Origin of the sequence: Cellulomonas jepli (genome assembly GCF_047229345.1) — a bacterium.
Classification (GTDB): Bacteria; Actinomycetota; Actinomycetes; order Actinomycetales; family Cellulomonadaceae; genus Cellulomonas_A.
The window spans coordinates 20,188-39,978 of the sequence record NZ_JBFTER010000017.1 but is presented as its reverse complement, the minus strand read 5'-3'; the positions used below and the strand labels follow the sequence as shown (position 1 = coordinate 39,978).

Genomic DNA, 19,791 nt, shown 5'->3' with positions numbered 1-19,791 from the left:
CGGCGCCGGAGGGTCCAGCGCCTCACAGCGCGTCGCTCTCGGCGGCCTTGAGCAGGTAGCCGGCGCCGCGGAGGGTGTGGATCATCGGTGAGCGCCCGGCGTCGACCTTGCGCCTCAGGTAGGAGACGTAGAGCTCGACGATGTTGGCCTGGCCGCCGAAGTCGTACTGCCAGACGCGGTCCAGGATCTGTGCCTTGGACAGCACCCGTCGCGGGTTGCGCATGAAGAACCGCAGAAGCTCGAACTCGGTCGCCGTCAGTGTGATGAGGTCGCCGCCTCGCGTCACGTCGTGGCTGTCCTCGTCGAGGGTGAGGTCCCCGACGACCAGGAGGTTGTCGTCCGTGGCTGCGGTTGCGCCGGCGCGGCGCAACAGGGAGCGCAGCCGCGCGATGACCTCCTCGAGGCTGAAGGGCTTGGTCACGTAGTCGTCACCACCAGCCGTCAGGCCCGCGACGCGGTCCGCGACGGCGTCCTTCGCGGTGAGGAACAGCACGGGGACGTCGTGGTGGATCTCGCGCAGCCGGCGGAGCACCTCGATGCCGGTCAGGTCGGGAAGCATGACGTCGAGCACGATGACGTCCGGCCGGGCGGTGCGAGCTGCACGTAGTGCCGACTGCCCGGTGAGTGCGGTCTCGACCTGCCACCCCTCGTACCGCAGCACCGTCGAGAGCAGTTCCCCCAGAGACGGCTCGTCGTCGACGACGAGCGCTCGGATCGGGGAACCGTCGGGGCGGGTGAGGGGCTCAGCGCGCGTGCTCATGAGTCCATCGTGCGACCGCGGACCACACGCTGCCTGAGCGCCGCCTGTGCGGTGGCTGTGCGCGTCGGGCTCACAGGGGCCCCACAGGGACGGCGAAGGGGTGCCACAGCGCCGGCCCGCACCTTTGAGGTCGTCCCACCCGACGCACCACTGGAGAACCCCATGACCACCACCGTGCTGGCCTTTGCGATCGACCTCGTCGCCATCATCATGCTGACGTTCGCTCTGTACTTCCCGCGTCACCGACGCCGTGAGCTCGTCGTCGCCTACCTCGGCGTGAACGTCGGCGTCCTTGCGGTCTCGGCGGCTCTGTCCTCGGGCGCCGTCGCGGCTGGTCTGGGCCTGGGGCTGTTCGGCGTGCTGTCGATCATCCGGCTGCGCTCGGACGAGCTCGGCCAGCACGAGGTCGCCTACTACTTCTCGGCGCTGGCGCTCGGACTCATCGGCGGGCTCGGCGCGACGTCGCCGGCCCTCGGTGCGGCGCTCAGCGTGCTGGTCCTGCTGGCTCTGTTCCTCGGGGATCACCCTCGCCTGCTGTCCCGCCACCGCAGCCAGCTCATGCACCTCGATGCCGCGTTCACCGACCACACGGCTCTCGTCGCGCACCTCGAAGGGCTGCTCGGCGCGCGCGTCCATGTGGCCGCGGTCCAGAAGGTCGACCTCGTACTGCAGACCACGCTGGTGGACGTCCGCTACGAGACTGGCCGGAGTCAGCAGGTCGAGCGCTCGACGTTCCCAGAGCGCGGCGCAGTCGCGACCGGGCGAATCGCGACGACGGGCCCCGCCCGATGAACGCGGACCGGGTGGACGCCTCGATGGATGGCCTCGCGCCGGTGACCCTCGCCGAGCTCGCCGAGCATGCCGCACTGCAGACGCGGGTGGACCGCAAGTACGTCCTCCCGACGTCGGCCGCCAGGCACTTCGTCTCCGACCTGGCCGGGTCGGCTCGCGTCCTGGAGATCAACGGCAGCCGGGACTTCGGCTACGCGTCGGTGTACTTCGACACCGCGGACCTCGACTGCTACCGGATGGCGGCGCACCGTCGACCGATGCGGTTCAAGGTCCGAACCCGCACCTACGTCGACTCCGCCCAGTGCTGGCTCGAGGTCAAGACCCGGGACCGGCGGGGCCGCACGGTCAAGCACCGCCAGGCGCACGACGTCGACCACCGCGACCACCTGACGACCGCGGCTCGGGCGTTCGTCCTGGAGGTGCTGGCCGCTGCGGCCATCGACGTCGGCCCACTGGACCTGCGACCCGCGCTGGTGACCGAGTACCGACGCGCCACCCTGTACCTGCCCGGTGACGAGAGCCGCCTGACGCTCGACACCGGTCTGGTGTGCCGGCAGGACGGTGCAGGCGCGGTGCTCTTGCCGGGGCGCGTCGTCGTGGAGACCAAGACCGCGTTCCACGCCTCCGCCGCGGACCGGCTCCTGTGGCGATCGGGGTACCGCCCGACCCGCATCTCGAAGTACGGCACCGGCATCGCCGCCCTGCGCCCCGAGCTGCCGGCGACCCCGTGGCGCCCGATCCTGCGCCACCACCCGTTCACGCCCGACGGCGCCGAGCCCTGGGACCGCCCTCTCCCCCAGCACCCGCACAGGCACCTCACCGCGGCGGCCCGGCCTGCCGGATGAAACTCCGCCCGGCAGACCAGCACCCGGACCGCCGGCCTACGACGCACGATCGCGGCTCGCGTTGAACGCTGGCCATCCCCACCCACTCACCCATCGGAGATCCACCATGCGCGTCCCCCGCTCTGCCCGTGCCCTTTCCGTGGCGGCCGCCCTGGCCCTGCTCACCGCGTGCAGCACCACCACGACCGGCACCACCGCCAGCTCATCCACGGCCGAGGTGGCGGTCGCCGCCGCCACCTCGGAGAACGCCGTGGACCACGACGAGCCTGCCGACCACGTTTGGGACGCCTCGGTCGAGGAGGCCGTGGCGCTCAACGGCACCGATGCCACGAGCACGTCGGACGCCGTGAGCGTCGCCGACGGCGTAGTGACGATCACCGCCGCGGGCACCTACCGGGTCAGCGGCACCCTGACCGACGGCAGCATCGTCGTCGACACCGCCGACGAGGAGATCGTCCGGCTGGTTCTCGACGACGTCGACGTCACGAGCTCGACCGGCAGCGCGCTCGTCGTCACCGACGCCGCGGAGGTGGTTCTCGAGCTCGCCGAGGGCACCACGAACACCCTCACCGACGCTCAGACCTACGCCGACACGGCCGAGGATGCCCCCAACGCGACGATCTACTCCACCGCCGACCTCACGATCGCAGGAACCGGTGACCTGGACGTCGTCGGCAACGCGAACGACGCGATCGCCTCCCAGGACGGCCTTGTGATCACCGGTGGCCAGATCACCGTCGAGGCGGTGGACGACGGTGTGCGCGGCAAGGACTACCTGGTCGTCGACGACGGCGACCTGACCGTCGAAGCCGGCGGTGACGCCCTGAAGTCCGACAACGCCGAGGACGCGACCATGGGCTACGTCTCGGTCGCCGCCGGGACCCTCACGCTGACCGCGGGAGGCGACGGCATCGACGCGGCGACCGACGCCATCCTCACCGGCGGCACCGTCGACGTCACCGCCGGCGGGGGGGCCGCCGGCACGGTGTCGACGGACACCTCGACCAAGGGAGTCAAGGGTTCTGTCTCGGTCCTCGTCGAGGACGGAACCCTGACGGTCGACTCCAGCGACGACGCCGTCCACTCCAACGGAACCGTGACGATCTCCGGCGGCGAGCTCACGCTCGCCACGACGGACGACGGCATGCACGCCGACACCGCGCTAACCATCAGCGCCGGCACGGTGAACGTCACGACGTCCTACGAGGGCCTGGAGAGCGCCGTCATCGACATCAGCGACGGCACGGTCGACCTCACCGCGACCGACGACGGCATCAACGTCGCCGGCGGGGCGGACGGGTCGGGTACCGCCGGTCCCGGTGGGGGTGACGACGTCGCGATGCCCGGCGCCGAGCGACCCGACGGTGCACGCTCGAGCGGCATGCAGCGGCCCGGGCGGCCGGACGACATGGGCGCCGCACCGGGCACGGCCCCCGGCGGAACGCAGGGGACGACCACCTCGGGTGAGATTACCCTCACCGTTCCGACGACCGAGGGTGGGCAGATGGGTGGAGGCGAGGCCGCAGGCGCCGGTTCCCTGACCATCTCCGGGGGTACCGTGACGGTGGACGCCGCCGGCGACGGGCTGGACTCCAACGGCAGCGCGCAGATCAGCGGTGGGGTCGTCGTCGTGCACGGGCCGACGTCGAACGGCAACGGCCCGGTCGACATCGCTGGCTCCTTCACCGTCACCGGGGGCACGCTGCTCGCCGCGGGAAGCGCCGGCATGCTCGTCGCACCCGAGAGCACCGACCAGGGTGTCCTGACGCTCGGCTTCGGCTCTGGCGTGCCCGCAGGTACCACCGTCCAGGTCGTGTCCCCGGACGGCGACGTCGTGGCGGCGTTCACCACCAGCAAGGCGACGGCCGCGGTGATCCTGTCCTCCGCAAGCGTGGTTCCCGGGACGAGCTACGAGGTCCTGCTCGGCGGACAGCCGGCGGGCCAGTCCGTCGCCGGCTACAGCACCGACGGGGACACTGCCGGGGCCACGTCGCTGGGAACCGCGGCGGCCGAGTAGGACCACGGCCCGCCCGGTGACGGGCTCTGACGACCGGTGCCCCCGGGGTCCTCCGCGACCTCGGGGGCACCGGTCGTTCCCGCCGACGCGACCGTCGCGCGCCTCTTAGCGGGCGCACAGCAGCGCCTCACGAGCGACCTACGCGGCGTCCGTAGACATGGCGCATGAGACGAACGACCATCCCCACCCCGCGCTGGCGGCGGCCCCGCACCGCACTCGTCGCCGCAGTCCTCGCCGTGTCCCTCACCGTGGCAGGCGGCTCCGCCTGGGCTCTGGACCGCTTCGTGATCGAGCACGTCGAGATCCGTGACGTCGACGCCTACGAGACCGCACAGACGACCGACGCCACCACAACGGCGAGCACCGCCACCCCGGAAGACACCGCCGCCACCGAGGCGACCCTCACCGACACCACGTACGAGTCGGACGACGCCAGCATCGCCCTCTCCACCGTGATTACCGGCACCGGCGAGAGCACCGTGACGTACTACGTCGCCGACGTGGTCCTGTCCGATGCGACCGTGCTGCGTTCCGCATTCGCGCAGAACGCCTTCGGCACCAACATCACCGAGACCACATCCGACATCGCCGCCGACAACGACGCCGTCTTCGCCATCAACGGCGACTACTACGGCTTCCGCGACACCGGCATCGTCATCCGCAACGGCGTCGCCTACCGCGACGAGGGTGCACGCCAGGGCCTGGCCTTCTACACCGACGGACGGGTCGAGGTGTACAACGAGACCACCACGACCGCCGAGGAGCTCCTCGCCGACGGGGTGTGGAACACCCTCTCGTTCGGCCCGGCGCTCCTCGAGGACGGACAGGTTGTCGCCGGCGTCGACGAGGTCGAGGTCGACACCAACGTCGGCAACCACTCGATCCAGGGCGACCAGCCCCGCACCGCCGTCGGGGTCCTCGACACGAACCACCTCGTGTTCGTCGTCGTCGACGGCCGCAGCCCCGGCTACAGCGCCGGGGCGACCATGACCGAGCTCGCCGAGATCATGCAGGACCTCGGCGCGACGACCGCCTACAACCTCGACGGGGGCGGCTCGTCGACCATGGTCTTCGACGGTGCGGTGGTCAACCAGCCCTCGCAGGGTCGAGAGCGCGGCACCTCCGACATCCTGTACGTGGCGGGCTGAGCACCATGGTCATCCTTGTTCCCGCACTCGAGCCCGACGACCGCCTCCTCGAACTGCTACGCGCACTGCGCACTGCCGCCCCCCAGGACGCGCTCGTCGTCGTCGACGACGGCAGCGGCCCGAGGTACGCCGGCGTGTTCGACGCCGCCCGCACGCTCGGCGCCACCGTGCTGACACACCCGACCAACCGCGGAAAGGGCGCGGCGCTGCGCACGGGCATCGCCCACGTGCTCAGCGAGCACCCCGGTCAGGACGTGGTCGCCGCCGACTGCGACGGCCAGCACACGGTCGCCGACATCCTGCGGGTCGCCGCACGGGTGGACCGAGGACAGGCCATCGTGCTCGGCGCCCGACAGTTCACCGGACCGGTTCCGGCGCGCAGCCGCATCGGCAACGCCACCACCCGGGTGCTGTTCGGCCTGGCGACGCGCCACCCGCTGCAGGACACCCAGACCGGCCTGCGCGGATACCCCGCACACCTGCTCGAGTGGCTGCTGTCGGTCCCGGGCGACCGCTTCGAGTACGAGCTCGCCGTCCTCCTGCGCGCGCCGGCCGCCGGGCACGTCATCGAGGAGATCCCGATCTCCACGGTCTACCTCGAGGGCAACACGTCCTCGCACTTCCGACCCCTGGCCGACTCCGCCCGCGTGTACGTGCCCCTCCTGCGCTTCTCCGTCTCGTCCCTCGGGGCGTTCCTGCTCGACGCCTGCCTGCTCCTGACCCTGCACGCCCTCACCGGCTCCCTGGCCGTCTCCGCGATCGCAGCACGCGCGGCCAGCTCCTCGGTCAACTACCTCGTCAACCGCACAATCGTGTTCCCGACGTCGCAGCGAACCTCCCCGCGCCGATCCGCCGCCCGCTACGGAGCACTCGTCGTCACGATGCTCGGCGTCAACCTCGTGCTCCTGACCGCCCTGACGCACGCCGGAGTGCCGCTCGTGCCGGCGAAGGTCGCGACCGAAGCTGCACTCTTCCTCACCAGCTACGCCGTCCAGCGTCGGGTCGTGTTCCGCCCGCAACCGAGAACGGTGACGCCGGCCAGCAGACCTGCACCCGCGACCCCCGCCGGTGCCGTGCCCTGAGCGAGACGTGCCGGCACGCCTGCGGTGAGCGCGGCGCTCACCGATGTCGGCACAGACCCCGAGTGGCCGGTGTCCTCCCCGCACCCGTGCGTCGGGTGTCACGTGACTTCTCCGGACGGCGCTCAGCGACCCGGAGATGGGTACGCGGGTTCCGAACGGCTGATGCGGGCGCCGAGACCATGCACACGCTGCCGCTCAGGGATGCGACTGGCTGTCGCTCGTGGGCGTCGACAACGGCCGGGGTGGTGCGAGACGCATGGGGCGTCGATCAGGCGGCCAGCGCGGTTGAGCGGCGCATCGAGTCCCCGAGCTTGGTCGCGATGAGACCGGCACTCGCAAGCGCTGGGACGAGCAGGAACGCGGTGTGCACACCAACCATGCCGGCGAGCACACCGAGCGCGAAAGGTACAACCCCTACGGCGCCGATGGCCAGCATGATCACGCCTTCAGGCACGATGCCGATCATCAGGGCCGAGAGCGGTGCCTGAGCCGACTACCGGTCGGCCAGCGCGACGCCAGGACAGCCTCCACACTGGAGGGCCCGCAGGCCGAGCGGGCTCGTCAACTCACCTGCGGACTCCCATGCGCTTCATCTCCCCCAGCGTCCTGCTCTTGGACTACCTCGAGGCGACGACCCCTGCACTCGGCGCCGTCCTTCAGACGCGTGCACGACTCATCGCGAAGCTCGTGCCGTCGTGCATGGCCGTCAGCGCCGTTCTAACCCCCACGGGCCTGACCCTGGCGCTGCTGGCCGACGATCACGCCGACCCTTCTGCACCCGGCCCTGAGTGGACCACGTCATCGACAGGAGGAGCGCTCGACGAGCTGGCTTGGCACCAGCAACGCGCCCGCGACCCTGACGCCCGCTGTGCCGCCAGCCTCGCCCTGCCGCTGCGCACCACGGTCGGCGCCACCGGCTACCTCGCGATCTACTCCACCGACCCTCGCGCCTTCCAAGATCTCGTCACCGTCCTCACCACCGCTGGCGCACCCGGTGAAACAGCGGTCACCAACCACGACCTGCCCATGCGCACCCTTGACGACGCCTACCGCGGCCCCGCAGCCCTCGGCGAGCTCGACGACATCGAACTTGCCGTGGGCTTCCTCGTAACCACGCTACGAGTCAGCCCAGACGACGCACGCCACATACTTCGCCTCGGCGCCCTACGCCGAGGCGTCACCCTCGCCGCCCACGCCCGAACCATCCTCAACCCTTTCGACCTCTGACGCTCCGCTCCCCGTCGCGACGCGACATGTGCTCAAACGTTGGCGCGCTCCATTGGTGGCCGCACCACCTGTGGCGTGGGGACGTCGAAATAGGAGTGCGTGGTCCGGCTTCATGAGATCGTCGACGACAGAGCGTGTTTTCCGACGGAGATGGCGAGGAGGGCGAGCGTCGATGCAGCTCGCGGGAGTTCTAGGCGCACTCGCCTTCTGCGCTCTGATCGTGCTCGGATGCGTTCTAGCCCGGCGCACCCGAGACGCACCGCCGGGCGCGCGGTGGGCAGTCGGAGTCCTGGTCACGATCGCTGTCCTCATCACGGCAGGCTGGGCGCTGAGCCCCAGGACGGTGACCGACGGCGACCGCACGTATTCCTGTCTGGACGGTCCGGCCATTGGGTGGACCGCGGCGGCTGGGGACAGTGCTCGTTGTGAAGAGGTCAATCGCGAGCAGCTCGCGCTGAGCCTCGCTCTTGGCGTGGGTGCGGTCTGCGCCGGCGTAGGAGCGCTGGCCGGCCTCGCGCGGCGGCGACGACTGCGGGCGCCTTAGTCGGCGCAGCGTCGGCGGCTCGATGCGTCGTGCCTAAGTAGCTCCCGCAAGCGGAACAGCTGTACCTGATGGGCGGAGTGAGTCGTGGCGCCTGGAAGGGGTCGAGCCATGCCCTCTCACCTGGGCGACGCCTTCTGCGAGGCCGGGCGCGCGAGGATTGCATGCTCGTAGCGGTCGACGGCGCTGTCCCACCGCAGGACACGACGAGGTCGGCTGTCGATCCGGACGACGATATCGTCAAGGTCACGCTGGGTCAGGGCGCGTAGGTCCGCGCTCTTCCCCAGGTACTGGCGTAGCAGCCGGTTGGTGTTCTCGTTCGACCCTCACCGCCAGGGGCTGGCCGGGTCGCAGAAGTACACCGCTGTCCCCGAGTCCGCGGTCAGCTCCTGATGCTCGGCCATCTCCCGGCTCCTGTCCCATGTCAATGACAAGCGCATCCATGCCGGGACCTGAGCGAGCTCGGCGGCTACCCGCACCCGGACCTGATCGGCCTTGTACCCCGCGGGCAGCCGAACGAGCCGCACGAACCGGGTCTGGCGCTCGACGAGCGTCACGACAGCGCGAGGTCGTCGCCCCGTCACCAGGTCGCCCTCCCAGTGCCCGACGACGGTACGGGCGGCGACCTCGAGCGGGCGGGCGTGAACGGACGTCATGTTTCGCAGTTGGCCTCGCCCGTCCGGGCGGCGCGTCAGCCGCGGCTGACGCAGAGCCCGCCCCGTTCGTAGGTGCCGCGCAGGGCGGTCTTTGACTTCGCTGCGCCCCGTGACGGAGACGGTTCGGTAAATGGGGTCGTGGCTGTAGTCCAGCCGAGCGTGCGGGCCGCTCAGTGGTCGTCGGGGATCGTCATGACCTCGACGATCCCGACCCCGAGCTGCGCAAGGTAGTTGAGGATCCCCTGCAGCTCGCCCTGGTCGCGGACGGCCCCGGTGAGGGTCGTCTGCATCACCTGCACGGTCGGCGTCAGGTGCGGGAACGGTGCGAGCATCTCCTCGGAGATCTCGGCGCTAACCCGGATCAGCATGCGTGGCATCGCGCTCCCCTCGCCGGCGTCCGGCCCGCGGTCTGTCGCCCGATCGGGCCACGCTGGCGCCGCGTCGTCCTCACGCGGCATCGGCATCGACCGTAGATCCGGGCGGTCGGGCGCGTGTCACCCGGGTTGGGTGAAGGCCCGGGGTCTTCGAAGTAGTTGCGGTCACCGACCATGTGACGCTGCGGTTGCGTAGCAGCGAGAGAGGACATGAGCATTGCATCGGTTCTCACCTCTTGGGCGTCAGCGCACTAATCGGGCACGACAGTGACGCTCTCGAGGTGATCTACCGCGCGCATGTACGCGACCTAGAACGATTCGTGGCTCGTCGAACTCGTGACCGCTTCGTCGTAACGGACCTGACAGCCGACGTTCGTGTGCGCGATTGAGTCTGCGGCTCGGCATCGCCAGGCATCTCGTCGCGGCTCTCGATCGCGCCGTTGGCAAGAGCGCTAGGCGATGAGCCGGGGCGCGTTGGTCTGTGCATATGTGTACGAGCGGCTACAGGAACAGGTCGACGATGCGGCCATGGCGCGGGGTTACCCGACGGGCTTGGCGGCCTTGCCGGACGCCCTTCGCGATCTCGTCGAGCTGGTTGCCGTCGACGAGTTGCCCTCCGAGGTGAGGCAGTGACGCTCGGAGCAAGCTGCAACCGCCGTTGCCGCATGCGCTCACCTCCGTCGCGTTCGACCTCTGACGCGCTTCGCGCTTCCCGCTCGAGCCGACGACGTGGTACATGTACAGCCGCACACCGTGGTCGAGCACTCCGAAGAAGCGGCAGACACGTGAACCATCGAGTCGAGATCAACGACCTGCAGTTCTCGTACAACCTTCGACGTGCGCCAGCGGTGGACCTACCGTCCCTGCATCTCGCGAGTGGAATCCACTTCGTAGTAGGATCGAACGGTTCGGGAAAGTCGACGCTCCTGCGAATACTGGCCGGCATTCTAGTACCGCAGTTCGGGTCCACAACGTTCGATCACACCCCTCTACCGCGCAGCGGGGCCGAGCGGCAGGGGATAGCGCCGACTGCATACTTGAAACAAGACCACACGCTGCGCGGCCGGACCTCATCCCTGGCGTTCTTACAATACTCCCTATGGATGCACGGCATTTCGCCGAGCCAGATTGAGGCTCGCAGCATCGCCTCGCTCCGCGCGGTCGGCCTTGACGAGATGCGCGAGACACCCATCGGCCGCCTGTCTGGAGGAATGCAACGACGCCTCGGCCTCGCCGCCGAAGTGGCGCACGACCCTCGGCTCGTGCTCCTCGACGAGCCGACATCTGGCCTCGACCACGAGGCGCGCGAAGCGGTCCACAACATAGTTTCGAGCCTCGCCGAGGCAGGTGCCGTCGTCGTAATATCTTCACACGACGAATCTGAAATCGATCGCTACTCGAGCGCCGTGCATGTGATGTCGCAAGGACGCGTGATCAAGACGGTCCACAACAGCCCAGGCGGGAAACTATCGCTCGCGAACATCGCCGACATCTCTCCGTTAGCATGACGACTCGAAGAACCGTCGCCATCCATATTGCCAGCGCGACTACCGTTCTACCCGCCACCCTAATCGCCGCGGCCGGGTCCATCATCGCATTCGTTTCTCAACCCACGGACAACACCTGGGTAGGAAGGCCGCAGAACACCGCCCTCTATGTCAGTGTTTTTGGGTTTGCTGTTGCCGGATGCCTCTCGCTGATGGGAGGGTATGTCAGTGGAAGCCAACTGGCGCGGGACCCTCTGTCCCGTATTCGTAGGGGCGTCCGGCCGGCCGCAACCATCGTGGCCTGGCGTGGGTTCGCTGACATCATGTGGCTGTGGGGCGGCCTGGGTGTCGCCGCTTTCGCCGCGTTTGCACGAACCGCAACAATCCAGGGTCCCCCTCGAGCGGACTCATGGTCGCTTATGTTGCTAGCCATGTCGTCAGTCGCCGCCACCTACTCAATAGGATTGTTGTTCGGGGCTCTCCTTCGCGCTCCGGCGCTCGTCATACTTGTTGCCCCCCTGCCTTACGTCGCAACTCTCTACGCGAGCGGAATCATAGCCGCCTCCTCGGCGCCGCAGTGGCAGCACGTTGTGGCGCCCTTTGTCGATCAGTCCTGGTACCCGCACCTGATCCCAAACCATGCGGCCATCCTCCGCCTGTGCGCGTACGTTCTGTCGGTGACAGCGCTGGCGGCCTGCGCAGCGACGAAGGTGATCGATTCTCGACACAGCGACGGCAGTTTCAGCCCGTGGATCCCAGCTGCGGCACTCATCGCCACCCTCATTCTCGCGTCAAACGTGGCGTCGGCGTGGTCCCCGAACTCCTTCGCGCGGACGAATGACAGCGGCACATTGTGTTCGCAGTCCGAACCCGTGTGCGCGTGGGGCGACCAGGCGCGCGTTTTGCCCGTCTGGGAAGCGGCAGCGGCAGCGGCCACCGCTGCGGCACGCGGACTTCCCACATCAGAGGTCACATTTGTTCAACAAGGAATCCAGCTGAACGACGCAGCGTCGAGGGAGATTCAAATATTCGACCCCCGACCCGCCGCAGAACCTCTGACGTCCGCAATGCTAGACAGCTACACTTCGGAACTGCTCAAGAGCTGCGAATCATCCCCCGAGTACCCAGATGCGCTCATGTCCGTTAGGACAACCCTAAACGACCGGCTTGCTGGATCGATCGACGAGGCTGGGGGGCGGGAAGCCCTTGAAGCAGCCATGGCGTCACACTGTGAGTAGACCCTGGATGACCTGGGTGACGCGCCGACATGCGGTGAATGGGCTCTACGTAAGCATCCTGGCGTCGGTGATCTTCTCGCTTATATCGAGCGAGTCGGTGTGGACGCCTCAGCTGCGAGGTCCGTCGGTAGCGCTCGGGATGGTGACTGCGCATGCGATCACGGCCGCTTGCGTAATCGCATTTTGCGCCAGAGCCAAGGATCCGACACACGAGCTCATGGCTGCGCGTCCTATCCGACGCTACAAGAGCTTCCTTGCAGCAGTATTACTGCTTTCGAATGCTGCACTCTTGGTCTGGAGCCCTTTGCAGGGCGGACTCCCTATGGAATCCTGCCTTGCAGGCGTGCGCACCATGCTTTTGACAGCAGGAGCGATGAGCCTCATCGCCGTCTGGTCCACTTTCGCCAGCGCCGCTATGGTCTTCTTTGCGTATCTCGGATGCGTGTTCTTCGCTGGCGTGAACGGGCTAGGTCAGGTCGAGTGGTGGGCGTGGGTACTTGCGCCCTGGCAACCGATCGTTGACATCGGCGTCGTTGCGGCCTCGGCCGCATTGACCATCGCGGGATATGCCATGCGGCCGCGGTCCTAGCATCCACGCAGCGTCCTGCTTGGTAACTGCCACGGGACGCCGGGTGGACGCAGGAAGCACGTCGGTCAGCTCGCGCTGAACGCGTGGACGCGAACGGTGCCAGCATTGAGGCTGTACCAGTTCGCGTCTACGGTCGTGCTGCCGAAGTTGAGAGCCGCCAAGGCAAGAGCGTGTCGCTCACGGGAAGCCTTCACCCAGACAAAGTATCACTCGGGAGCATGCTCGGTTACCTTACAATCGAGCCAGGCCCGCGGCGGCTGCATCAGGGCTGGCCCACGGCGATCGAGGCGGAAGAAGCACCGGTCAGCGATGACGTGCCGCTCATCATCGAACCTGGATGCTGACGACGTCGGCGCCCACGACCGACCTGATGCAAGTTCTCGGATGATCACTGGACGAGCCGGTAGCGCTCGTCGAGCACGGCGCCGCGGTGCGGCTTGTACAGGGCACGCGTTCGTCCCGAGCGTCGAGGGCGTGTTCTCGTTCGACAGCGGCGAAGCCGCGGCCACGCTGCTCCTCGAGCAGAACCCGCTCTCGACGGGATCTTCGCGACCAACGACCTCATGGCGCAGGGTGCGCTCCGGGCGCTGGCCGCGGCGGGTCGGCGCATGCCCGACGACGTCGCCGTGGTCGGGTTCGATGACAGCGCCGCAGCGGAGCAGGCGCGCCCGCGGCTCACCACCGTGCGGCAGCCCGTCGAGCAAATGGCCGCGGAGATGGCCCAGCTGCTGCCGCCCAGATCGACGCGGGCGAGCCGCTCGTGCAGTCGTCGATCTTCGAGCCGACGCTCGTGGTGCGCGAGTCCGCCTGATGCACCTCGCGTTCAGCGCGATCGCCTGAGCGCCGACCGGCGCTGGAAGTCCGCGATGACGTGGCTCCGGTCGAACCCGACCGAAGCCCCTCCTCGGCCACGCCGGCCTGAGCTCGACCGCGCCCGCCCGTCGAGGGTGTCGCCACGTGCCGCAAACCCGATGCGAACCACGAGGCGCCTGAGCCATGAACTTGAAGGTTCTTGAGGGACAGGCAGACACCTGATCGTACTAGAGCGTTGACGCCAGATTATTTGTTCTACATAGTAGAGCACATGGGTGAGCTGCTGGGTGGGTTGGAAGCGTCAGTGCTGCGCGCTGTCTCGGCGCCGGACGACGGACCGGCGTACGGGCTGTCGGTACGCAGGGCCGTGAGCGTGGAGCGTGGCCGGGAGTACTCGATCGGGGCGATCTACACGACGCTTGCCCGGCTGGAGGCCAAGGGCCTCGTGGCGTCGGTCGCGAGCGAACCGGTAGCTGTCCGGGGCGGTCGTTCCCGGCGGGAGTACCTGATCACAGCCCTCGGGCAGCAGGCGATGGCGCGGGCGCGGACCGCGGCGGCGCGCACGTGGGGCTTCGGCATCACGGAGGTGACCCCGTGAGGTTTCTGACCCAGCTCACGCTCGTCGGGCTGCTGCCCTCCCCCGCCGCCCGGGACGAGGTCCTCGGTGACCTCGCCGAGGCGGAAGCGCACCACCGCGAAGAGCACGGCCCGCTGCGCGCCTCGGTCTGGTACCACGCTGAGGCGGCTCGCACCTCGACGCAGCTGATCATCCGCGGGATGACAGCCCACCCCCGCGCTGTCGTCATCTCGCTCGTCGCCGGAGCACTTGTCACGCTCGCCGTCTACGCCTCCGGGACGGTCCTCGCGATCGCCACGATGGTGGGTTGGCCCTGGGGTGTCAGCCTGGGCTCCGGTGGGCTGGTTCCTGTGGTGGCGACCGCTGTTGTCTTGGCCGCCGTCGCCGGCGGCACCGCATCCGCGCTCGTCGCCCGCCACGCACCTTTGGTGCCCGTCGCTTGGCTGGCGATCCTGGCGGCTCTGAGCAGTCCCCTGCTCGAACGCGTCACGGTGGCGCTCGCCTCAGCCCCTGAGCTGGTCGGCTGGCCGGCAGCCCTCCTGCCCTCATCAGCCACGACGACGCTCACGCTCGCGATCGCCCTGCCCGTCGCGATCCTGTTGGGCGGTCTGGGCGTCCACCTCTTCCTCGAGGCACCGCACGAGCCCGGAACCCTGCCCGCCACCTTCAGTCGTCTGCCGATGCATCGCCTCGGTGTCGGCGTCAGCGTCGTGGCGGTGCTGCTCCTCAGCGCCCTGCTGGCGATCGCGCTGAGCCGCGACTTCGGCGGCTGGACCGGGGGTGGGTTCACCATGCTCGCCCTCGCCCTCGCGTTGGCCACAACCGGCGTTGCGCTTCTCGCATACCACCGCCGATCAACTCTGCGTCGACAGCTCGATCTGAGCCGCTGAGCGCCGGAGAACTCGTAGACGCGCATCTGAACAATCACTCGGACCCACCGATAGCAGACGTTGCAACTAGGCAGCTAATCGGTGAGTCGGGGCGACGGCTGTAGCCTCGCGATCGTGCGTACGCCGGGGCGGGGACAGGTCGATGTCGAGCTTGTCGAGGTCGCGGGCACCGCGGCGCCGGGGGTCGAGCGCCGTGCCGACTGGCGGGAGCTGGTGAGCCGCGTCCCGCGCCGCGCCTGGATCGTCGTGGCGGGCGCCGCGGTGCTCATGCTCGTCGCGAGCGGCCTCGTCGAGTGGCGGGCCGAGCGAGCCCAGACGAACCGGCTCGAACGCACCGAAGGTCTCACAGGATCACTCGCAGCGCCGGTGACTGACGTCTGGGAGGCTCCGGGCGAGGGTGTGATCGGCATCATCGGTGACGTCCTGGTGCTGTACGGCCCGGAAGGTGAGGGGGTGCTCGGTGTCGGCCTGGACGACGGCACTACCCGCTGGGAACGCAGCCCCGGCGGCTCGTTCGGATGCTGGTTCGTGCGCCGCGACGGGGGTACCCGCGCGGGCTGGTGGCAGGGGCCGGTGGACGTGCTCGAGCCGGGGTCCGCGGTCCTGGCCTGCGTCGACTCCGTTCCGTTCGAGGGCGTGAGCTTTCCAACCGTCGTCACCGGGTCCGGCGGAGCCTCCGCTTTGGGCCCGCAGTCCGAGGTCAGCGTTCTCGACCCCGCGTCTGGTGCCATTCTTCGGCGGGTCGTCCTTCCGGGGTCGGGCCACCCGACGCAGATCGAGGACAGCGTCGTCGCAGTGGGTGTAGACGCACAGGATCGTCTCGTCGGTAGCCGGTGGTCGTTACTTACCGGTGAGCTGGTCTGGGAGTACAAGGGCCCGCGCGTTGGCCGCGTGGCCGGTGCGAGCTTCGCGTCGGACGCCGAGACCATGACCTGGGAGGCCGGCGATGTCTCGGTGACGCTCGACTCTCGGACAGGCGAAGCGATCGACCGCCAGAGTGAAGCCCACGCGGGGATGGAGCTCGACCGCTTCACCCTGCCGGACGGCGGGACCGCGGTCTCCTCCGTCATCGACGGCACGGGCGTCGAGCTGACCGTGACGGACGCCGACGGCACACGGCGCTTCACGACCACCGGGCACGCGTTCGAGCCGCTCGTCGACGACGGCACCGCCCCGCACACGATGCTCGTCCAACCCTCGGGCGGTGCAGGGATCATGGCAGTCGACGCACGCACGGGCGAGGATCTGTGGCGTTCCCCGACCCCCCGATGGGCCAGTCCGGTCGTCCTCTCCGGGCGCGTCCTCCTGCGCGAGAAGGACCGGGTCGCGGCGGTCGACGTCCGCACGGGCGAGACGGTCTGGGAACACGATGACCGTGAGCCTGACGGAGGCGGCGGACTCGTGACCGACGGCCGCACCGTCCTCGTCCTGGCACGGGTGGACGGGCACACATCCTTGGTCGCGCGAAACGTCGAAACCGGCGTGCAGATCTGGCGCATCCCCTCCCCCGTCGACTGGGGCGGCCTGCAGCCACTGAGCGACGGCCGCGTACTCCTTTCCGGCTCGAAGCGGACCGTCCTCTTAGCGCCGTGACCCGGCCTACGGCTCGTTTCGTCTTTCCCAGCCCGTCTGGCGCTTGGGCGTGCCGCTGCTTCGCTCGCGCGCCGCCCAAGTACGGCTCACTGCCTATGTCAGCGACTGCACCCGGCGCGCACGGAAGTTGCCGCGCGGGCTGGGCCGTCCTAGTGAGTCCGCGTTGGGTCGCTTCCGCTGAGACGAGCCAACGCGACGGTGGCACCGACGGCCAGCTCGACGTACACGACAGGGTCCCGCCCCTCGGCGTACTGCTCAACCCAAGCCCATACCTCGTGGGCGTCGCGCGCGTCCTCCAGCCGCCATTCCGACGCGGTGTTGCCGTCCCAAAAATCGACCCGATACGCGGGCTGATGCGACTCCATCGTCGTGTAACGAGGATCGACTGGTGATGCCTTCATCTCATGACCCCGTCCCGTGTCCGCCGCCGTCGGCTACCTGCATTCGGCGCCTTCCTGCAGTCACGCGCAGCACTCATCGCAGAGCACGTGCCGTCCTGCCCCGCCGTCGGCGCCGTCCTCACCCCCACCGGCCCGCCTCTGGCGCTGCTGGGGGACGGTCACACGCCCCCCTGCACCCGGAACCACCGTCGGCGCCACTGAGTGGCTCGCGGTCGACTCCGCGACCCCCGCGCCTTGGTGATCTCGCCACCGTGCTCGCCGCCGCCGGCGCACCTGGCGGAACTCCGGTCACCAGCCACCGCCTGCCCGAGCGCACCCCTCGCTTAGTTCGACGACAGCGAGCTCGCCGTGGTCGTCCTCATCGCTGCCCCTGCGTCAGCCCGGACGAGGAGCGACGCAAACCCCGCCTCGGCGCCTAGTGCCGAGGCATCACTCTCGCCGCCCCACGCCAGGATCTTCCTCAATCCCATCGACCACTGATGCTCAGTTCCTCAGCGCGACGCGACGCGCGACGTACATGTGCTCGAACGTTCGTGTGAGCGTCACCCGTGACCGGCGTCCCGGAACACATGTCTCGGACGCGTCACCGTAGGTCCCTCGTACAGGCGCCGCGTCGCTCGGCGAGTCGAGGCGGACGGCCCCCGGTGAACCGCTCTTCGGTCCCTCATGATCGTCAGAACCAGTCCTAGGCTACTTCGCATGGCGCACCTGGTCTGGGATATGGATGGCACCCTGCTCGACTCCACGTTGGTGGTGCCTGACGCGTTCGTCGCGACGGTGCAAGATCTCGGGGTCGCCGACGTCGACCGGGAGAAAGTCGTTGCGGCCTACTCCCTCGGGGTCCCAGAGGTGATGCTTGAGCACCTCGTCGGGCGACCACTCAAGAACGGCGAGGTCGACGCCTACTACGACCGGCTGCACGCCAGCTCCGTAACGGCTTATGCCGGTGTGCTCGAGACCCTCGTGGCACTACGAGCGCGCGATCTGCCGGTCACCATCTTCACGGGGGCCAGCAGCCGCGCGGCGCGCACGCTGCTCGCCTCGGCCAGCATCGAGTACGACGTCTTAATCGGTGGAGACCACGTGGCGCGGCCGAAGCCCGCACCAGACGGCATCTTGGCCGCAGCGTCCCGGCTTGGCGTTGATGTCGCTGACGTCGTGTACATCGGTGATGCGCCGACGGACTTGCGGGCAGCACGATCCGCCGGCGCACGCGGCGCAGCGGCGACCTGGGGCCACCTGTACCGGGCGGAGGAACCCGCCGACGCTCGGCTAACCGAACCCATGGGCGCGCTGGCTCTGCTCGAGACGTGAGGAGGGCGCTCCGCTCATTGCGGTACGGCAACCGCGTGACACGCGCGAGGCCGACTCTCGTGGCCGCGTGGATAGAACCCGAACCGTAACTACTCGTCCGGGCGTGAACTCCGCCGTCGCTTGTCGTGCAGCACCTCGACGGACACTGAAACGCTGCAGGCGTGCCGGGGTCGTTACTCGTCGGTGCTGATGCTGGCCCAGACCGTCTTGCCGGTCGGGTAGTTGCGGTCCGCTCCCCACTGGTTGGCCAGGCGCTGGACCACACGGCCCGCGCGCGCACCGGGCAGGTCGTTGCTTGCATCGGTGACGGAGACGATGAACTGCCCGTCGAGACGGTTGGCGTGAACGCCGATGTCGCCGTCCCCGAAAAGGACGGCGTCGGCGACCAACTCACCGGTCAGCAACTCCACGACGGACGCGAGCTCGGCGTCCAGGCCGGTTCGAAACGCGACATCGGTAGCCCACCGTCGCGCCTGCGAAACCGCTTCACGGCTACCCGCAACCAGCATGTACATCAATCCGCCCCGCTCCCCAACGACACCGACCTCAACATCTCCGCTGCTGTACTCACAAGCGTTTTCGCACCGCCCCGGCGATCTCCTGGACGTAAGCGTCCATCCCGACCAGCATCTCCCGCGTCCAGGGGTCGAGTGCGTCGGAATACAGGTCCAGGGCGACCGTGGTCTCCTCGTCGACGTATGCCGGGAGCCCGGCCGCCGAGCGAAACCCCGCCGCGATGGACACCTCCCGCCACTTGCGCCAACGCGTCTCGAACCGAAGGTCGGGAATCAGCACACCGCTCAGCTGCTGCATCGCCGTTACGCACGGCCCGACCCCCTCAGCGACCTCCACCGCATCACACCGCTCTGCGCGCTCATCGCTGCTGCCCACGTACTCCAGCGACCCCGCACGCATCACGATGATGCTGCAGTGCGTGTCCATGCCCAGCCGGGCCGCGGCCCCCGAGGCAAAGTCGTCCAAGTAGTGATGCACAGCCTCTGACATGGTGCTCCCCTACCTCCACCGTCACGGGCTCCACCAGCCTCGCACGCACCCCCCGCCCACCGCTTCGGCCGAGACCAATATCACGTACGCCGATCAACGCGGGTGTACACGGCTCAGGCCGCGCAGCGGGTGCATGCATCGGGGAGGGGCCCGGAGCACGGGCGAAGGCCACCCGAGAAGTGGTCATGGCAGCGCTCGAGGAGATGCCCACCACCGCTACTCACACGCTGCCGCCAGCAAAGGCCCTGTTCTGGCCGCCGGCCATGTCACCATCATCCGCACCAGCACGAACGTCACTTCAGCGGCCCTGGTGCTGCGCGTTTAGCACTCCTCCTCGCAGCGCGGGACGCGGCGACGCTCGGGCGGGAGAGCGTCCGTCCCAGTGTGGTCGCGTACCCGTCCTGCCGGATCTCGACGCTGTACGTCCTTGACCCGACGTGCA

The 19,791-nt window shown here is 68.7% G+C and carries 20 protein-coding genes; 14 read left to right on the top strand and 6 right to left on the bottom strand.

Annotated elements, in window-relative coordinates:
• Positions 1 to 22 precede the first annotated feature (22 nt).
• Positions 23 to 760, bottom strand: a complete 738-nt coding sequence (locus tag AB6N24_RS06310) for a response regulator transcription factor (protein WP_412868571.1) — start codon at positions 758 to 760, stop codon at positions 23 to 25.
• A gap of 162 nt (positions 761 to 922) precedes the next feature.
• Here AB6N24_RS06310 and AB6N24_RS06305 point away from each other — a divergent pair, with 162 nt between their 5' ends.
• The 5 genes from AB6N24_RS06305 (at position 923) to AB6N24_RS06285 (ending at position 6,644) form a co-directional block, all read left to right on the top strand.
• Positions 923 to 1,552: a DUF4956 domain-containing protein gene (locus AB6N24_RS06305; RefSeq protein ID WP_412868570.1), complete on the top strand. Its 630-nt coding sequence runs from the start codon at positions 923 to 925 to the stop codon at positions 1,550 to 1,552.
• Positions 1,553 to 1,575: 23 nt separating this feature from the next.
• A complete protein-coding gene (locus AB6N24_RS06300) occupies positions 1,576 to 2,397 on the top strand; it encodes a polyphosphate polymerase domain-containing protein (RefSeq protein ID WP_412868569.1) in 822 nt (273 codons plus the stop codon).
• Between the two features lie 139 nt (positions 2,398 to 2,536).
• Entirely contained in the window at positions 2,537 to 4,414 is a 1,878-nt protein-coding gene (locus tag AB6N24_RS06295; protein WP_412868568.1) for a carbohydrate-binding domain-containing protein, read from the top strand.
• A 164-nt stretch (positions 4,415 to 4,578) separates the two neighbouring features.
• Positions 4,579 to 5,562: a phosphodiester glycosidase family protein gene (locus AB6N24_RS06290; protein WP_412868567.1), complete on the top strand. Its 984-nt coding sequence runs from the start codon at positions 4,579 to 4,581 to the stop codon at positions 5,560 to 5,562.
• A gap of 5 nt (positions 5,563 to 5,567) precedes the next feature.
• Positions 5,568 to 6,644 carry a GtrA family protein gene (locus tag AB6N24_RS06285; protein WP_412868566.1) on the top strand — a complete coding sequence of 359 codons (1,077 nt, stop codon included), beginning with the start codon at positions 5,568 to 5,570 and terminating at the stop codon, positions 6,642 to 6,644.
• Positions 6,645 to 6,912: 268 nt separating this feature from the next.
• Here the strand turns inward: AB6N24_RS06285 and AB6N24_RS06280 are convergent, their stop codons facing one another.
• Complete coding sequence (locus tag AB6N24_RS06280; protein ID WP_412868565.1) at positions 6,913 to 7,110, bottom strand: hypothetical protein; 198 nt, start codon at positions 7,108 to 7,110, stop codon at positions 6,913 to 6,915.
• A gap of 116 nt (positions 7,111 to 7,226) precedes the next feature.
• Here AB6N24_RS06280 and AB6N24_RS06275 point away from each other — a divergent pair, with 116 nt between their 5' ends.
• The gene (locus tag AB6N24_RS06275) at positions 7,227 to 7,871 is read left to right on the top strand and encodes an ANTAR domain-containing protein (RefSeq protein ID WP_412868564.1); all 645 of its coding nucleotides are present in this window, start codon (positions 7,227 to 7,229) and stop codon (positions 7,869 to 7,871) included.
• Positions 7,872 to 8,738: 867 nt separating this feature from the next.
• Here the strand turns inward: AB6N24_RS06275 and AB6N24_RS06270 are convergent.
• Both AB6N24_RS06270 and AB6N24_RS06265 read right to left on the bottom strand, forming a co-directional pair.
• Positions 8,739 to 9,221, bottom strand: coding sequence for an IS30 family transposase (locus AB6N24_RS06270; protein WP_412868591.1), 483 nt, complete (start codon positions 9,219 to 9,221; stop codon positions 8,739 to 8,741).
• A 17-nt stretch (positions 9,222 to 9,238) separates the two neighbouring features.
• Complete coding sequence (locus tag AB6N24_RS06265) at positions 9,239 to 9,445, bottom strand: DUF8691 family protein (protein ID WP_412868563.1); 207 nt, start codon at positions 9,443 to 9,445, stop codon at positions 9,239 to 9,241.
• A gap of 486 nt (positions 9,446 to 9,931) precedes the next feature.
• On the opposite strand from AB6N24_RS06265, the gene AB6N24_RS06260 reads away from it, so the two are divergent.
• From AB6N24_RS06260 to AB6N24_RS06225, 8 genes are all read left to right on the top strand, one after another.
• Positions 9,932 to 10,075, top strand: coding sequence for a hypothetical protein (locus tag AB6N24_RS06260; protein ID WP_412868562.1), 144 nt, complete (start codon positions 9,932 to 9,934; stop codon positions 10,073 to 10,075).
• Between the two features lie 152 nt (positions 10,076 to 10,227).
• On the top strand, positions 10,228 to 10,950 hold the full coding sequence (locus tag AB6N24_RS06255; RefSeq protein ID WP_412868561.1) for an ATP-binding cassette domain-containing protein: 723 nt from the start codon (positions 10,228 to 10,230) through the stop codon (positions 10,948 to 10,950).
• A 1,590-nt stretch (positions 10,951 to 12,540) separates the two neighbouring features.
• The gene (locus AB6N24_RS06250; RefSeq protein ID WP_412868560.1) at positions 12,541 to 12,756 is read left to right on the top strand and encodes a hypothetical protein; all 216 of its coding nucleotides are present in this window, start codon (positions 12,541 to 12,543) and stop codon (positions 12,754 to 12,756) included.
• Positions 12,757 to 13,193: 437 nt separating this feature from the next.
• Complete coding sequence (locus AB6N24_RS06245; RefSeq protein WP_412868559.1) at positions 13,194 to 13,772, top strand: substrate-binding domain-containing protein; 579 nt, start codon at positions 13,194 to 13,196, stop codon at positions 13,770 to 13,772.
• Positions 13,773 to 13,840: 68 nt separating this feature from the next.
• Positions 13,841 to 14,167, top strand: coding sequence for a PadR family transcriptional regulator (locus tag AB6N24_RS06240; protein ID WP_412868558.1), 327 nt, complete (start codon positions 13,841 to 13,843; stop codon positions 14,165 to 14,167).
• Positions 14,164 to 15,036, top strand: coding sequence for a hypothetical protein (locus tag AB6N24_RS06235; RefSeq protein ID WP_412868557.1), 873 nt, complete (start codon positions 14,164 to 14,166; stop codon positions 15,034 to 15,036). The genes AB6N24_RS06240 and AB6N24_RS06235 overlap by 4 nt, the downstream gene beginning before the upstream one ends.
• 114 nt (positions 15,037 to 15,150) lie before the next feature.
• Positions 15,151 to 16,629: an outer membrane protein assembly factor BamB family protein gene (locus AB6N24_RS06230; RefSeq protein WP_412868556.1), complete on the top strand. Its 1,479-nt coding sequence runs from the start codon at positions 15,151 to 15,153 to the stop codon at positions 16,627 to 16,629.
• Positions 16,630 to 17,729: 1,100 nt separating this feature from the next.
• Positions 17,730 to 18,344 carry an HAD family hydrolase gene (locus tag AB6N24_RS06225; RefSeq protein WP_412868555.1) on the top strand — a complete coding sequence of 205 codons (615 nt, stop codon included), beginning with the start codon at positions 17,730 to 17,732 and terminating at the stop codon, positions 18,342 to 18,344.
• Between the two features lie 173 nt (positions 18,345 to 18,517).
• Here the strand turns inward: AB6N24_RS06225 and AB6N24_RS06220 are convergent, their stop codons facing one another.
• Together AB6N24_RS06220 and AB6N24_RS06215 are read right to left on the bottom strand one after the other, a co-directional pair.
• Positions 18,518 to 18,859, bottom strand: coding sequence for an ATP-binding protein (locus AB6N24_RS06220; RefSeq protein WP_412868554.1), 342 nt, complete (start codon positions 18,857 to 18,859; stop codon positions 18,518 to 18,520).
• Between the two features lie 52 nt (positions 18,860 to 18,911).
• Positions 18,912 to 19,337: a GAF domain-containing protein gene (locus AB6N24_RS06215; protein WP_412868553.1), complete on the bottom strand. Its 426-nt coding sequence runs from the start codon at positions 19,335 to 19,337 to the stop codon at positions 18,912 to 18,914.
• Between the last annotated feature and the right edge of the window lie 454 nt (positions 19,338 to 19,791).

What these genes read in the sequence shown, in the direction of transcription:
- AB6N24_RS06310 (WP_412868571.1), bottom strand. Translation starts at nt 760, where the DNA reads ATGAGCACGCGCGCTGAGCCCCTCACCCGCCCCGACGGTTCCCCGATC.
- AB6N24_RS06305 (WP_412868570.1), top strand. Translation starts at nt 923, where the DNA reads ATGACCACCACCGTGCTGGCCTTTGCGATCGACCTCGTCGCCATCATC.
- AB6N24_RS06300 (WP_412868569.1), top strand. Translation starts at nt 1,576, where the DNA reads ATGGATGGCCTCGCGCCGGTGACCCTCGCCGAGCTCGCCGAGCATGCC.
- AB6N24_RS06290 (WP_412868567.1), top strand. Translation starts at nt 4,579, where the DNA reads ATGAGACGAACGACCATCCCCACCCCGCGCTGGCGGCGGCCCCGCACC.
- AB6N24_RS06285 (WP_412868566.1), top strand. Translation starts at nt 5,568, where the DNA reads ATGGTCATCCTTGTTCCCGCACTCGAGCCCGACGACCGCCTCCTCGAA.
- AB6N24_RS06280 (WP_412868565.1), bottom strand. Translation starts at nt 7,110, where the DNA reads ATGATCGGCATCGTGCCTGAAGGCGTGATCATGCTGGCCATCGGCGCC.
- AB6N24_RS06275 (WP_412868564.1), top strand. Translation starts at nt 7,227, where the DNA reads ATGCGCTTCATCTCCCCCAGCGTCCTGCTCTTGGACTACCTCGAGGCG.
- AB6N24_RS06265 (WP_412868563.1), bottom strand. Translation starts at nt 9,445, where the DNA reads ATGCCACGCATGCTGATCCGGGTTAGCGCCGAGATCTCCGAGGAGATG.
- AB6N24_RS06250 (WP_412868560.1), top strand. Translation starts at nt 12,541, where the DNA reads ATGAGCCTCATCGCCGTCTGGTCCACTTTCGCCAGCGCCGCTATGGTC.
- AB6N24_RS06240 (WP_412868558.1), top strand. Translation starts at nt 13,841, where the DNA reads ATGGGTGAGCTGCTGGGTGGGTTGGAAGCGTCAGTGCTGCGCGCTGTC.
- AB6N24_RS06225 (WP_412868555.1), top strand. Translation starts at nt 17,730, where the DNA reads ATGGCGCACCTGGTCTGGGATATGGATGGCACCCTGCTCGACTCCACG.
- AB6N24_RS06220 (WP_412868554.1), bottom strand. Translation starts at nt 18,859, where the DNA reads ATGTACATGCTGGTTGCGGGTAGCCGTGAAGCGGTTTCGCAGGCGCGA.